The organism is Flintibacter sp. SJQ-8 (assembly GCF_054108085.1).
Window position 1 is genome coordinate 35,696 of the sequence record NZ_JBPJWR010000014.1, and the last position, 14,277, is coordinate 49,972.

The 14,277-nt window shown below is 61.5% G+C and carries 13 protein-coding genes and 1 riboswitch; of the genes, 3 read left to right on the plus strand and 10 right to left on the minus strand.

Annotated elements, in window-relative coordinates; genetic code table 11:
* Positions 1-11 precede the first annotated feature (11 nt).
* Positions 12-106: riboswitch (THF riboswitch) on the minus strand.
* Positions 107-190: 84 nt separating this feature from the next.
* The 3 genes from ACSAMP_RS10830 to ACSAMP_RS10840 form a co-directional block, all read right to left on the minus strand.
* Entirely contained in the window at positions 191-829 is a 639-nt protein-coding gene (locus ACSAMP_RS10830) for a cyclodeaminase/cyclohydrolase family protein (RefSeq protein ID WP_441796901.1), read from the minus strand.
* Between the two features lie 33 nt (positions 830-862).
* On the minus strand, positions 863-1,780 hold the full coding sequence (gene ftcD / locus ACSAMP_RS10835; RefSeq protein ID WP_457800453.1) for a glutamate formimidoyltransferase: 918 nt from the start codon (positions 1,778-1,780) through the stop codon (positions 863-865).
* 74 nt (positions 1,781-1,854) lie between these two features.
* Complete coding sequence (locus tag ACSAMP_RS10840; RefSeq protein ID WP_441796900.1) at positions 1,855-2,742, minus strand: LysR family transcriptional regulator; 888 nt, start codon at positions 2,740-2,742, stop codon at positions 1,855-1,857.
* 171 nt (positions 2,743-2,913) lie between these two features.
* On the opposite strand from ACSAMP_RS10840, the gene ACSAMP_RS10845 reads away from it, so the two are divergent.
* Positions 2,914-3,351, plus strand: a complete 438-nt coding sequence (locus ACSAMP_RS10845; protein WP_147563454.1) for an Lrp/AsnC family transcriptional regulator — start codon at positions 2,914-2,916, stop codon at positions 3,349-3,351.
* 120 nt (positions 3,352-3,471) lie between these two features.
* Here ACSAMP_RS10845 and ACSAMP_RS10850 read toward each other — a convergent pair whose 3' ends face one another.
* From ACSAMP_RS10850 to ACSAMP_RS10860, 3 genes are all read right to left on the minus strand, one after another.
* Complete coding sequence (locus tag ACSAMP_RS10850; RefSeq protein ID WP_457800454.1) at positions 3,472-5,139, minus strand: formate--tetrahydrofolate ligase; 1,668 nt, start codon at positions 5,137-5,139, stop codon at positions 3,472-3,474.
* A 395-nt stretch (positions 5,140-5,534) separates the two neighbouring features.
* Positions 5,535-7,367 (minus strand): translational GTPase TypA, encoded by a 1,833-nt coding sequence (gene typA / locus ACSAMP_RS10855; protein ID WP_441796898.1) that lies wholly within the window; start codon positions 7,365-7,367, stop codon positions 5,535-5,537.
* A gap of 313 nt (positions 7,368-7,680) precedes the next feature.
* Positions 7,681-8,244 (minus strand): hypothetical protein, encoded by a 564-nt coding sequence (locus tag ACSAMP_RS10860; RefSeq protein ID WP_457800455.1) that lies wholly within the window; start codon positions 8,242-8,244, stop codon positions 7,681-7,683.
* A gap of 291 nt (positions 8,245-8,535) precedes the next feature.
* On the opposite strand from ACSAMP_RS10860, the gene ACSAMP_RS10865 reads away from it, so the two are divergent.
* Together ACSAMP_RS10865 and ACSAMP_RS10870 are read left to right on the plus strand one after the other, a co-directional pair.
* On the plus strand, positions 8,536-8,808 hold the full coding sequence (locus tag ACSAMP_RS10865) for a hypothetical protein (protein WP_441796896.1): 273 nt from the start codon (positions 8,536-8,538) through the stop codon (positions 8,806-8,808).
* A gap of 264 nt (positions 8,809-9,072) precedes the next feature.
* The gene (locus ACSAMP_RS10870; RefSeq protein WP_457800456.1) at positions 9,073-10,599 is read left to right on the plus strand and encodes a peptidoglycan DD-metalloendopeptidase family protein; all 1,527 of its coding nucleotides are present in this window, start codon (positions 9,073-9,075) and stop codon (positions 10,597-10,599) included.
* Between the two features lie 55 nt (positions 10,600-10,654).
* On the opposite strand, the gene ACSAMP_RS10875 is transcribed toward ACSAMP_RS10870, so the two are convergent.
* The 4 genes from ACSAMP_RS10875 to ACSAMP_RS10890 all read right to left on the minus strand — a co-directional run bounded on the left by ACSAMP_RS10875 (position 10,655) and on the right by ACSAMP_RS10890 (position 14,261).
* On the minus strand, positions 10,655-11,419 hold the full coding sequence (locus ACSAMP_RS10875; RefSeq protein ID WP_457800457.1) for a DivIVA domain-containing protein: 765 nt from the start codon (positions 11,417-11,419) through the stop codon (positions 10,655-10,657).
* A 55-nt stretch (positions 11,420-11,474) separates the two neighbouring features.
* Positions 11,475-12,005 carry a cell division protein SepF gene (locus tag ACSAMP_RS10880; RefSeq protein ID WP_457800458.1) on the minus strand — a complete coding sequence of 177 codons (531 nt, stop codon included), beginning with the start codon at positions 12,003-12,005 and terminating at the stop codon, positions 11,475-11,477.
* A 53-nt stretch (positions 12,006-12,058) separates the two neighbouring features.
* Positions 12,059-12,778: a YggS family pyridoxal phosphate-dependent enzyme gene (locus tag ACSAMP_RS10885; RefSeq protein WP_457800459.1), complete on the minus strand. Its 720-nt coding sequence runs from the start codon at positions 12,776-12,778 to the stop codon at positions 12,059-12,061.
* A gap of 217 nt (positions 12,779-12,995) precedes the next feature.
* Positions 12,996-14,261 (minus strand): biotin/lipoyl attachment domain-containing protein, encoded by a 1,266-nt coding sequence (locus tag ACSAMP_RS10890; protein WP_457800460.1) that lies wholly within the window; start codon positions 14,259-14,261, stop codon positions 12,996-12,998.
* Between the last annotated feature and the right edge of the window lie 16 nt (positions 14,262-14,277).

The window sequence follows — 14,277 nt, forward strand, 5'->3', positions numbered from 1 at the left end:
GGGTCCTCCATGGCAGCGGATGCGGCTTTAGCGACGCGGGACGCTCCCTTCGTCCGCCGGCGACCTCCCATCCGGCGGCACTTGACGCGCTTAAGTCTACTCTGTCAATCGGTCTATGTCAATCAGTCTTTGGTTTTTAGGCGCAACAAGGTCAGCCGGGCAAAGCCCGGCTGACCCGTTGTGGAAAAAATTACATCTGAGCCAGGACGTTCTCGTAGATCTTGTCAGCCAGAGGCAGAGCCTTGGCCAGCATCTCCTCGCCCTTCTTCTTATAGTCGGCGGCCAGGTCCTTGTTCTTCAGGCTGCCGATGTTGATGAGCACGTTCAGCCAGGCGCCCTGGATACCGGCGCGCAGGGACAGGGCGGCCACGCCCAGGTCGCTGGCGGCGCTGTCGTTGGTCTTGCCCAGCAGCTCGTGGGTCATCTCCAGAGCCTTGCAGCACAGCTCCATCATCTCAAAGGGAGTGGCGGTGCAGCCCTCCAGGCCCTTCTGGATGGCGGCGGAGCGGGCGGCCTTCTCCTCGTCGGTGGCCTTGGGCATACCGAAAGCGGCGCTGACGACGTTGAACGCCTCGGTGTCCCGGTCCATCACGTCCACGAAGGCGACCTTCAGCTCGGTCAGCTTCTTCTGGCTCTCGATGACGAACTCCTGATAGTCGGCGTACTTCTCCTTGCTCTTGCCAACGGTGGTCAGACCGCACACCATGGCGGACAGAGCGGCGCCCAGAGCACCCTCCAGGGCAGCGGCAGAGCCGCCGCCGGGGGCGGGAGCGTCAGAGGCCAGCAGGTCAACAAACTCGGTGGTGGTCAGTTCGGCTAACTTCTTCATGTTCATATTCTCCTTTATTTATCCCGTTCAGGCTCAGCCCTGCATGTCCAGCAGGTGATACTCCATGACCTGCTTGTGGCAGTCGAAGTCGCGGGCCTTCAGATAGAACTCGGCGCAGTCGACCAGAGCCTTGGCGGGGGTCAGGCCAACGATCTCGCAGTCCACGACATAGGTGCCGTAGCGCTCAGCCAGAGCCTTGACCATCTCATAGGTGACGTACAGGGGGGTGTCCTCATAGTTGACCATGTTCATGGAGACCTGGGCGATGCCGCGGTCCTCCATCATGAAGCCCATGGCCTTGCAGCTGCGGAAGCCGCCGGAGGAACCACGGATGACCTTGGCGATCTTCTTGGCGATCTCCACGTCGGAGGTGGCCAGGTTCACGTTGAAGGCGACCAGGGGCATACGGGCGCCGATGGCCACGATACCGGCAGTGGGGTGGATCTTGCGCTCGCCAAAGTCGGGAGCCCACTCAGGCTGCAGCAGCTTCTCGGGCATACCCTCGAACTCGCCCTTGCGGCAGGTAGCCAGGTTGCGGCGCTCGGGACGGGTAGCGGAATCCTCATACAGGAAGGAGGGGACCTTCAGCTCGTCCCAGATGCGCTGGCCCAGACGCTTGGACATCTCCACGCACTCCTCAACGGTCACGTCCTTGGACTGGGGGACCAGGGGGATCACGTCGGTGGCACCCATGCGCTTGTGCTCGCCCTTGTGGTGGTTCATGTCGATGCGCTCGGTGGCGACCTTGGTCAGCTGGAAGGCGACCTCCTCGATGGCCTCGGGGGAGCCGATCAGGGTGAACACGCAGCGGTTGTGGTTGCCGTCGGTCTGGGCGTCGAACAGGGTGCAGCCGGGCACGCTCTTGGCGGCCTCAACGAGGGCGTTATAAGTAGCCTCGTCCTTCTCCTTGCTGCAGCTGAAGTTAGGGATACACTCTACCAGTCTAGCCATGATAAATTCCTCCATAATTCATAATAACAATTGGATTGGATATTTCTCAACCATATCCGGCAGCATCCCGGCTTTTAGGTGGGATAACCGAACATGGAGATAAACCGTTTCACGCAGTTTGCGTAATAGATGTTGCTGCTCCACAGCAGCGTGGGATAAGATTTCGCGGGCAGCCCGACCAGGGGCTTGGAGTAGATGTTAGAGCCCGGATGGGTCTCTACGATGGACCGGGGCAGATAGCTGATGCCAAAGCCCGCCTGGACCAGCTGCATGGTCATGGGCGTGTCATAGCACTGACACACCGTGTAGGGGGTAAAGCCCTTGCGCTGGCACTCGTTGATCAGGTGGCTGCTGTAGCCCCACAGATCGTCGCTGCGCAGCAGACACATGGGCACATCCTTCAACAGCTCGATGGGGATGCTGTCCTGGTCCGGGGCCGGGTCCAGCTCCGGGCACATGACCAGCTCCAGCGGGTCCTCGCCCAAAATCTTCTCGTGGAAGTCCGAGCTGCCCTCGGTGGGGGTGCGGAGAAAGAGGACGTGCAGGTTGCCCTTGTTCAGGTCGTCCAGCAGGTCGCCCGGGGCCCCCACCCGGATATAAAGCTCTACCTGGGGATATTCCTTGTGATAGGCCTTCAGATAATTCAGCACCACCGGGGTGTTGGAGTAGACAACACCCACCTTCAACAATCCCCGCACGCCGGCATCCACGTCCCTTACGCTGTCCACCATCATGCGGAAGTTCTGGAACATGTGCTGGCTCTGCTGATACAGGCTCCGTCCCGCCTCGGTCAGCTCCACGCCCTTGTTGGTGCGCAGGAACAGACACACCTTCAGCTCGTCCTCCAGCATGGCGATCTGCCGGCTGATGGGGGGCTGCGCCACGTGTAGCTTGCGCGCCGCCTTGGAGATGCTTTTGGCCTCTGCCACGGCGACGAAGTATTCCAACTGCTTGAAATTCATACCGTCATACCTTTTTTGTATTTCTATTATATAATACAAGTATTTTCAATTATAGCATCTTTTCGATAAAATACAACTATAAATTGAAAAAACCGGTTGACAGCGCAGGCGCGGCAACAGCCCGGCCCTGTTTTGGCGGCCGAGCAAACTTTAGATAAGGGAGTGACCGGTATGGACCGGACAGATTATCAGATTTTAAACATTTTGCAGGCCGACTGCCGGGCGACGCTCAAGTGCATCGGCGACCAGGTGGGCCTGACCGCTCCCGCCGTTTCCGAGCGGGTGCGCCGCATGGAAGAGAAGGGCGTGATCCGCGATTTTCGCATCGACATTGACCGTGCCCGTCTGGACAGCGGAATGACCGGATTCATTCTGGTGGCTCTGGAGCCGGAGAAGTACAACAGCTTCTGCGAGTTCTGCCGGAACGACCCCGGCATCATCAGCCATTACCACGTCATCGGCGTGTTCAACGCGCTGCTGCGCTTCGCCGTCCGCGGCACCCGGGAGCTGGACGAGCTGCTGTCCGCCATCAAGCGATACGGCGACTCCCAGACCTCGGTGGAGCTGAAGACCTATTTCGAATCCAAGGACATTCCCATGCCGGAATAAACCCTCTTTTTATATTTTGTATTCAGAAGAAGAGCCGCATGGCCGAAGGGCCATGCGGCTCTTCCTCTTTTTTGCTTGGGTCGATACAGAAAGAGGGGGAACTCTTATATGGGTCCTAGATTAGAACAGGCCGGTGATCTTGCCGTCGGCGTCGATGTCGATGCGCTCGGCAGCGGGCACCTTGGGCAGGCCGGGCATGGTCATGATGTTGCCGGTCTTGGCAACCAGGAAGCCAGCGCCGGCGTTGACCTTGATCTCGCGGACGGTGATCTTGAAGCCGCGGGGAGCGCCCAGCTTGGTCTGATCGTCAGAGAAGGAGAACTGAGTCTTGGCCATGCAGATGGGCAGGTTGGCAAAGCCCAGCTCAGCCAGCTGCTTAGCCTGCTTCTTGGCGTCGCCGGCCAGCACCACGCCGTCAGCGCGATAGACCTTGGTGGCGATCTTGTTCAGCTTCTCCTCGATGGAGTCCTCCAGGTCATAGACGAACTGGAAGTGATCGTTGGTCTTGTCCTCAGCCAGACGGACGACCTCCTCGGCCAGAGCCATGCCGCCCTCGCCGCCCTTGGCCCAGACCTCGGACAGACGGACGTTCACGCCCTGCTCCTTGCACTTGGCCTCGACCAGGTCCAGCTCGGCCTTGGTGTCGGTGGGGAAGGCGTTGATGGCGACCACGCAGGGCAGGCCATAGACGTTCTTCACGTTGTCAACGTGCTGCAGCAGGTTGGGCAGACCCTTCTCCAGAGCCTCCAGGTTCTCGTGGTTCAGCTCGGTCTTGGGCACGCCGCCGTGATACTTCAGGGCGCGGACGGTGGCAACGATGACCACGGCGTCGGGGTGGAACCCGCCAGCGCGGCACTTGATGTCCAGGAACTTCTCAGCGCCCAGGTCGGCAGCGAAGCCAGCCTCGGTGACGGTGTAGTCGGCCAGCTTCATAGCGGTCTCGGTGGCCTGGATGGAGTTGCAGCCGTGGGCAATGTTGGCGAAGGGGCCGCCGTGGATGAAAGCGGGGGTGTGCTCCAGAGTCTGGACCATGTTGGGCTTGATGGCGTCCTTCAGAACGGCAGCCATGGCGCCCTCGGCCTTCAGGTCGTGAGCGGTGATGGGCTGGCCGGAACGGCTGTAAGCCACGACCATCTTGGCCAGGCGGGCCTTCATGTCGGCCAGGTCGGTGGCCAGGCACAGAACAGCCATGATCTCAGAAGCCACGACGATGTCGAAGCCGTCCTCACGGGGCACGCCGGAGGCCTTGCCGCCCAGGCCGCACACGATGTGACGCAGCTGACGGTCGTTCATATCAACAACGCGCTTCCAGGGGATGTTGCGCACGTCGATGTCCAGAGCGTTGCCCTGCTGGATGTGGTTGTCGATCAGGGCGGACATCAGGTTGTTGGCGATGCCGATGGCGTTGAAATCGCCGGTGAAGTGCAGGTTGATGTCCTCCATGGGGACGACCTGAGCGTAGCCGCCGCCGGCAGCGCCGCCCTTCACGCCGAACACGGGGCCCAGGGAGGGCTCACGCAGGCAGACGATGGTCTTCTTGCCCATCTTGTTCAGAGCGTCGGCCAGACCCACGGAAGTGGTGGTCTTGCCCTCGCCAGCGGGGGTGGGGCTGATGGCGGTCACCAGCACCAGCTTGGACTTGCGGGGCAGGTCCTTCAGGGCGTGGATGTCGACCTTGGCCTTGTAGTGGCCATAGTTCTCCAGCTGCTCGGGCTTGATGCCCACCTTGGCGGCAACCTCCTCAATGGGGAGCATCTTGGACGCCTGGGCGATTTCGATATCGGTCATGTTTGACAGCCTCCTTAGTTATTTTTACGATGTAGTCGGGATTCGCTTTATGGGCATATTGTACCGCATTCCAGCCATTTCGTAAATGGATTTTGTTGTCTTTTTACGCCTTGCGTCTTTACTTTTTTAAGTTCGATTCTCTTATTTTTTTCATTGCCCCCTTTCCCGTTTCTCGCCGTGAAAACCCGCTGAAATTTTGTGCTGTCTCCGCCCCGTCTCCCCCCGGTTTCAGACACGTTTTGGGGCAGAATTTTCAGCGTTTTACCGGGGGAGGACTGGCCTGGGTTTGGCCCGGGTTTTGCTTGCAAAAAAAGACCCCCGCCGCCCTTTCTATATAGGAAAGGGGACGGGGGTCGCGGATTGCCACGTCGCTGCGCTCCTCGCAATGACAGAGCTTAGCCGTTCTTCTTCTTGGATGCCTCGCGCATACGGGCGCTGTGGTCCAGCAGGCGCTTGCGCAGGCGCAGGTTCTCGGGGGTACACTCCAGCAGCTCGTCATCGGCCAGGAACTCCAGGCACTGCTCCAGGGACAGGGTCTTGGGGGTGACCAGGCGCAGGGCGTCATCAGAGCCGGAGGCCCGCATGTTGGTCAGCTGCTTCTTCTTGCACACGTTGACGGAGATGTCCTCCTGCTTGGGGCACTCACCCACGATCATACCGGCGTACACGGGGGTGCCCGCGCCGATGAACAGGACGCCACGCTCCTGGGCGTTGAACAGGCCATAGGTCACGGCCTCGCCCGTCTCAAAGGCCACCAGAGAGCCGGTGGACCGGCGCTGGATCTCGCCCTTCATGGGGGCGTACTTCTCAAAGACAGAGGCCATGATGCCCTCGCCCTTGGTGTCGGTCAAAAACTCGTTGCGATAGCCGAACAGGCCCCGGGAGGGGACCAGGAACTCCAGCTTGGTGCGGCTGCCCACGGGGTTCATGGACAGGAACTCGCCCTTGCGGGCGCCCAGCTTCTCCATCACCGCGCCCACGCAGTCGTTGGGCACGTCGGCCACCAGGCGCTCCACAGGCTCGCACTTCACGCCGTCGATCTCCTGGAACAGCACACGGGGGGGAGAGACCTGGAACTCATAGCCCTCGCGGCGCATGGTCTCCATCAGGATGGACAGGGACATCTCGCCCCGCCCGGCCACATTAAAGGAGTCGGTGGAGTCCTCCACCTCGGTCACCCGCAGGGACACGTCCTTCAGGGTCTCCCGGAACAGGCGGTCCCGCAGCTGGCGGCTGGTGACGAACTTGCCCTCCCGCCCGGCGAAGGGGGAGTCGTTCACGGAGAAGGTCATCTCGATGGTGGGGGCGGAGATCTTCACAAACTCGATGGGCTCCACGGCCTCGGGGGCGCAGATGGTGTCGCCGATGGTCACGTCGCCGATGCCGCTCATGGCGATGATGTTGCCGGCGGTGGCCTCCTGCACGGGGACCTTGGCCAGGCCGTCGAACTCATACAGCGCGGTGGCCTTGGCCTTCTTGGCGGGGGAGTCGGGGTCGTGATAGTTGCACACGGCGATCTCCTGGTTCTGTTTGATGGTACCCCGCTCGATGCGGCCAATGGCGATGCGGCCCACAAACTCGCTGTAGTCGATGGAGGAGACCAGCATCTGGAAGGGCTGGTCCACGTCGGCCTCGGGGGCGGGGATATAGTTGATGATGGTCTCGAACAGGGGCTTCAGGTCAGTGCCGGGCACGTCGGGGGAGTAGGAGGCGGTGCCCTGGCGGCCGGAGCAGAACAGGGTGGGGGACTCGAACTGCTCGTCGGTGGCGTTCAGGTCCAGCAGCAGCTCCAGCACCTCGTCCATGACCTCGTGGATGCGCTGGTCGGGGCGGTCGATCTTGTTCACCACCACGATGACCCGGTGGCCCAGCTCCAGGGCCTTGGACAGGACGAAGCGGGTCTGGGGCATGGGGCCCTCGGCGGCGTCCACCAGCAGGATAACGCCGTTGACCATCTTCAGGATGCGCTCCACCTCGCCGCCGAAGTCGGCGTGGCCCGGAGTGTCCACGATGTTGATCTTCACGTCGCCGTACTGCACGGCGGTATTCTTGGCCAGAATGGTGATGCCCCGCTCACGCTCCAGGTCGTTGGAGTCCATGACGCGGTCCACCACGGTCTGGTTTTCCCGGTACACGCCGGACTGCTTCAGCATTTCGTCCACCAGAGTGGTCTTGCCGTGGTCTACGTGGGCGATGATCGCTACGTTTCTCAGCTTTTCGTTACGCACGATATTGGCACCTCGAATTCTTAAAATTGCGCATGATAACTTACGATTAAATTTTAGACGGGATATTATACCCCTAATTCCGAAAAAACGCAACGCCTTTCCCGTAAAAAAGACGGGGCGTCCACGAAAAAAAGCAAGGTATTTGCAGGGAAAAGAGCGGATTGCCACGTCGCTCACGCTCCTCGCAATGACAAGAATAGGAAGTCTTCCGTCTTTACGCAGAGACCAATTCTCTGTCATTGCGAGGAGGGCACAGCCCGACGTGGCAATCCGTCCTCTCCACAGAAAAACCGGCCCCCCTCGGGGCCGGTCTTCACGCTTTGCTCTTCCTAATGTGTTTCCGCCCCCACCAGACCGCGATGCCCAGCACCACCACAGCTCCGACCAGCAGGGGGACGCCGCTTACCGAATGCTGATAATGGGCATAGACCGTCTGTCCCGTCTGGCTGTGGACCCGGGGCGTTTTGGGCAGCAGGACAAACCGGGCCGTACCCTCCAGTTCCTTGGCAAAGAGACCGGCCTTGTTTAGGGGCACCGACCACTCCGCGCTGCCCTGGTTCAGCCTTCCCGCTCGCTCGGTCCGGTAATACTGCGCCCCGTCGGCCCGGTGCTCACTGACGAAGGACCCGGCATAGGTGTCCTGACCCGGGTCCCAGGTCACCGTGATCGCGTCGTCTCCCCGCCAGTGGGGCCGCCCAGCGCTCCAGGCATAGTCCACCTGGACCTGCGTCTGTTCCACCTGCCCCGTCTCTCTGTCATACTCCTCCTGGGTGGACAAAGTCAGGGTCAAATGGGCGTCCTGCTCCGTCTCCGCAGGCTCCAGTCCCCGGCGGGTCTCATAGAAATATAAGGTCTCCTCCGTCGTATACCAGGCCATGGCCCCTCCTTTCCCTGCATGGCGGATGCTTCTGTTTTGATTTTACCATGGTTTTCGTGTTTTGTATAGGAGAACAACGAATTTTAGCTTTCCCCTGGGGAAAGGCTTTTTACACCCAAAACTCGAATCTTTGTTCTAAAACCATCTTGACAAGCTCGAACAGATGTTGTATTCTCAATCCAGAACAAATGTTTCGACAAAATTCGCTGTTGTCCGGTTTTTGGGACAGGGCTTTGGGTATTCTATCCCCATCAAACGGCCCCGGCATGGGGGATAAGGGAGGAACGGCAGATGCAGACGATACAGGCTTCCAGAACCTATATGATGTGCGCCCGGGACAAGGTGGTGGACCTGGGGGAATACCGCCGCAGTCTGGCCGACTGCTGGTCCGTCCCCACCCAGGCCCCGGCGGAGCCGCGGGTCTTACCCGTCCCCGTGCCCATTTCCCGGCCCCGCCGCCGGAGCAGCCGCCTGCGCCGGTGCGCCCTGGCCATGGACGTGCTGGCCAGCCTGGGGGTGGTGGCCATGACCGCCGCCTTTACTTTCTGGGTGCTGGCCATCTGACGGTTTTCAGCAAAATACCCCCTCGTTCACAAAAGGTTTTCAATTCGTTTTCAAATTTTTCCTGAAAAAGGCCCTCTCCGGCCCGGGGGCGGGGTTGACGGGCGGGGAAAAACCGTGTATATTACGGTTGTTACCGAATTGTAACTCTTTTTTAAGACCTCGCCCAGGGGCGGGGCCTGTACATTGAACGCGTAGGGGCCGCTGTCCCCAGCGGCCCGTCCGGTCTCCCCACAGCGGAGCCATACACGATGAACGAGGCGGAACATGGAACAACATTCAAACAACCAGCAGACTGGCCTGTGGGCCCGTCTGAAAGAGCGGGCGGCGGCCTGGAATGACCCGGAGGCCCGCCAGCAGCGGGGCCGCCGGGCGGGACAGCGGCGGCGGCTGGCCCGGGACTGGGCCCGCATCCATCTGCGCCGGGCGGCCCACCGGACCCACGGCACCCTGGCCATTCAGCAGGCTGTCGGCCCGGCCTCCTTTTTGGTGGTCTCCGCCGCCCTGGGCGTGGCCCTGACCCTCACCACCCTCTATGCACCCAGCTATGCCGTCACCGTGGACGGGGAGCAGGTGGGCGTGGTCTCTGACCGGGAGGTGGTGGACCAGGCCATCGCCGACGTAGAGGCCCAGGGCTCCTCCCTCCTGGGCTATGACTATCAGGTCCAGGGGGACATCGGCTATCAGTTCGCCCTCACCCTGAAGACCGACCTGAGCAGCCAGAACCAGATCGAGGACTACTTTTACAGCCAGCTCAACGACGTCAGCGTCACCCTGCGCAAGTGCCAGGTGGTGGTAGACGGCCAGACCGTGGGCGTGGTGAAGGACGAGACCGCCCTGCGGGACATGCTGGACCAGCTGAAAAACCAGTATGTGAACGAGAACACCACCTCCGTGGAGTTCATGCAGGACGTGTCCATCCAATATGTCTACGCCGCGGACAACGTGCTGACCACCGAGGAGATGCAGGCGGCCCTCCAGTCCAATGGAAGCGGCTCGGGCACCTACACCGTGGTGAAGGGGGACACCTTCAACGGCATCGCCTATGCCAACGACATGTCGGTGAGCGATTTAAAGGCCCTGAACCCCAGCGTGGACATCAACCGCCTGATGATCGGCGACGTGCTGAACGTGAAGGCCCAGACCCCGGTGCTGTCGGTGAAGACCACCGAGCACCAGGTGTACAGCCAGGACATCGAGTGCCCCGTGGAGACCCGGGAGGACAGCTCCATGTACAAGGGCACCTCGAAGATCGTCACCCAGGGCGTGAAGGGCGAGGCCCGCATCGAGGCCGACGTGACCTATGTCAACGGCCAGGAGCAGCAGCGGGATATCCTGTCCAACGTCACCGTGCGGGAGCCCACCACCACCATCAAGGCCGTGGGCACGAAAGAGAAGCCCAAAACGGCCTCCACCGGCTCCTTCTCCTGGCCCATCTCCGGGCGGATCACCTCCTACTTCGGCGGGCGGTATATCTTTGGCCGGTACAGCTATCACTCCGGCATCGACATCTCCGCCAGCTATGGTGCCAGCGTCCGGGCCGCCGACGGCGGCACCGTCACCTTCGCCGGATACAAGGGCAGCTATGGCAATCTGGTGGTCATCACCCACGACAACGGCACCCAGACCTATTACGGCCACAACTCCTCTCTGCTGGTGTCCGCCGGACAGAAGGTGTCCAAGGGCCAGACCATCGCCCGGGCGGGTAGCACAGGCCGCTCCACCGGCACCCACTGCCATTTCGAGGTCCGCGTCCGCGGCTCCGCCGTGAACCCCCTGAACTATCTGCGATAAACAAAACAGGCATAAAAAAACAGCCCTCTCAGGGCTGTTTTTTATGCCTAAAATTTTACTTGATCTCATAATCCCGGCCAAATTGCAGGGAACCGAAATCGATGCGGCCATCCCGGCGGGCGGGGGGCACGTCCTCCTCCTGGGCCTGCTCCTCAGGCTGGGGCTGGGCGGAGACGGGGGAGAACTCGGCGGTGTCGGACAGGTCGGCCTCGGGCTGGGACTGGTCCTGCTCGGTCTCCTGGGCCTGCTGGGCCTGGTTGGCGGCGGTGGCCTCCTGCATGGCCTGGGCCAGCAGGCGCTGAACGTTGTCGTCGATCTCCTCGGCGGCCTCCTCCACCCGGTCCTCCTGGCTCTGGACGGGGGCGGCGGGGGAGAGCTGGGAGAGCTGGTCCAGATACTGGGCCTGGGCGGCCTGAAGGGCCTTCACCTGGGCGACGAACTGGGCGGTGTGCTCCTTGGCCTGGGCCAGGCGATACTCCTCGGCCTGGAGCTCCTGTTCTAAAGCCTGCTTGCGCTGCCGGGCCTCGCCCTCAGCCTGCTGGAGCATCTCGGCCTTTTTCTGCTCGGCCTCTTTCACCATGGTGTCCGCCATGCGCTGGGCGGTCATCAGGGCCTTGCGCATGGCCTCCTCGGTGGAACGATACTCCTCCACCTTGTCCACCAGCACCTTCATCTTGCTCTTTAAAACGGCGTTTTCGCTGTACAGGGCGGAATAGTCCCCGGTGAGCACATCCAGGAACTCGTCCACCTGTCCCATGTTATAGCCGCCGAAGGACGCCTTTTGAAAGGCGCGCTCAGAGACCTCCTGAGGGGTCAGCATAGTCCATTACCTCCTAAAAAACCGCCCCCTGCCTGACCGGCCCGGGGGCGCGGGATCAGAAATACATCCCGTTATTCTCCAGCTCGTCGATGAGATCCCCCAGAATGTCCACGTTATAGGGGGTGATGATATAGGTGGAGATGGCCACCTTTTTGATCTTGCCCTCGTTGGCATAGGCCACGCCGGACAAAAAGTCCAGCAGACGGCGGGCGATCTCCTTGTTGGTGGACTCCAGATTCAGCACCACCGTGCGCTTCTCCCGCAGGTGGTCGGCGATGGAGGAGGCGTCCTCAAACTTCTCCGGCTTCACCAGCACCACCTGAAGCTGGGTGGCCGCCCGGATGTTCACCACCTTGTTGCTGCGGCGCTCCTCGTCCATCAGGGCGGTGGAGCTGTACAGCGACCCGGTGCGCTCCCGGCGCTCGGCCCGCTCGGCGGCGCGGTCCGCCCGGTCGCTGCGGTCAGCGCGGTCAGACCGGTCCTGGCGCTCCGCCCGGGGGGCGGGGGCGTCATACTCGTCATAGTCGTCCTCCTCCTCATCCTCGTAGGGATGGGCAAGGCGCTTGAATTCATCCAATAATCCCATGGTACTCCTCTTTTCTCTCCGATTATCCTGAAAAGGTCAGATCACAGCCGAACTCAGGAGGGCAGATGAGACTTCATGGGGGGCCGGGGGCCGAACAGGGCGGACCCCACCCTTACCATGGTGGCGCCCTCGGCGATGGCGTCCTCAAAGTCTCCGCTCATGCCCATAGACAGACAAACGATATCATTCTCATTATCCGACATTTTTTCCCTGATGTCAACAAAAAGCTGACGCATTGCCGCAAAATATGGCTTGTTGGCCCCGGGCTGGGCGGAGACAGGGGGGATGGCCATCAGACCCCGCAGGCGGACGGCGCTCATGTCCATGGCCTGACGGGCCAAGGCCTCCACCTCCTGGGGCATACAGCCCCCTTTGCTCTCCTCCTGGCCGATGTTCACCTCCAGCAGGATATCCTGGACCAGGCCCTGCTTGTCCGCCTGGTTCTGGATGGCCTGGAGCAGATGGGCAGAGCCCACCGACTGGATGAGGTCCACGTGGCCCACCACCTGCTTCACTTTATTGGTCTGAAGGTGGCCGATGAAGTGGACCTGCTCCGCCCCGGCATAGGCGTCGGCGGCCAGGTGGGCCACCAGCTCCTGCACCCGGTTCTCGCCGCACACCCGCACCCCGGCGGCAATGGCGGCCCGGATGGTCTCGTCGGTCTGAACCTTCGTCGCCGCGCACAGGGTGATCTCCCCCGGCTCCCGCCCGGCGGCCAGTGCCGCCTGGCGAATGCGCTCCATTACCGACTGAACATGTTGAGAAACATCCATTTTGATCACCTTTTCTGTCTTTATTCGGTCTTTGTTTTTAGTTAGGAGTTAGGAGGGATGAGTTTTTTAGGACGGGGGTGCGGATTGCCGCGTCGCTTCGCTCCTCGCAATGACAAGATACGATGGCTTTCCGTTCCTGTCATTGCGAGGAGGCCCAACGGGCCGACGTGGCAATCCGTCCTCAACTCCTAACTCATCCTTCCTAACTCATCACTCTTTAATACTCCAACAGCTGCCCGTCATACAGCTCCGTCGCCCGGACGATGACCTCGTCTCCGGCGCGGAGGGCGTCGCTCTCGTCGGTGGTGGAGCGGACCACGTAATAGTCGTCCCCCTCGGTGACCACCTCTACGGTCTTAAACTCCGCCCGTCCGCCCAGCAGGGCGTACACGCCCAGGCGGTTGTTCTGCACCTCCTGGCCCGTCTCCTTGTCGGTATAGGTGCTCTTCTCCATGCGCAGGGCCTGCTTGGGGATGCGCAGGCCGGACCAGCTGTTGAAGATCAGCTCCGCCGTCTGCTGGCGCAGCAGGGTGGTCTGGGACAGATAGCGGTCCGTGGAGAAGACCACCACGCTCTTGTCCCCCTCGGCCTCGCCGATCTGGTCCACCCGCATGTCGATGTCCTGGTCAAAGTCGCCGGAAAAGCGCAGGGTGGCCGTGCTCCCCTCCTTCAGCCGCTCTGCCACAGAGACAGGCAGGGCAGCGGCGAAATACCACCGGGTGGCGGTGATGAGCTTGCCCACCCCGCCGCCGGACTCCTTCCCCTGCCCGGCCAGCAGGGCGGACAGGGAGGAGGGGGTCAGCTGGAACACGGTCTGGGGGGTCACCGCCGTCTCATACCCGTCCACCAGGGTGGAGAACACCCCGGACTGGGGGGCCCGGACAGAGGAGGTGGAGGAGGAGGTCTGCTGCTTCAGGGCGGCGTACTGGCTTTTCAGGTCGTTGAGCTTTTGGGTCAACTCCTCGGACCCCAGGCCGTTGCCATAGACATAGCCCCGCTTGAGCACGGTGCTCTTCAGGGTGCGCACCTGGTCCTCCAGCTGGTTATAGTCCCCCACGCCGGAGGCGGCGTGGAGGGCGGTGACGGCCTGCAAGATATTCTCGTCCAGCTTGGCGGCGGAGTCCACGCCCCCGCCGTCAGAGGAGTATTCCAGCAGCTGGATCTGGTCGGCCAGGGCCTCTAAGTCGGCCTGGTTGGTCTGGGCCTGGCTGTCCCGATAGACCTGGGCCACGCTCTGGCCCACGCCCACCTTCTCCCCCTCTGACCTTGTCACGTCCACGATGCCCGTCTGGGCGGGGAGGACGGTCTCCTGCCGGACCAGAATACCCACGGCCTCGGCGCTGTCGTTGGAGGTATAGGTATAGGCCAGGGCGGTGGTATACGGCTCGCTGAACACCTTGGCCACATAAAAGCCGAAATAGATGACCAGGGCCACGGCGATGGCGGCCATGGCAAAGGTGATGACAGATTTTCCTTGCTTCATGGGGTCCTCTTTTCTG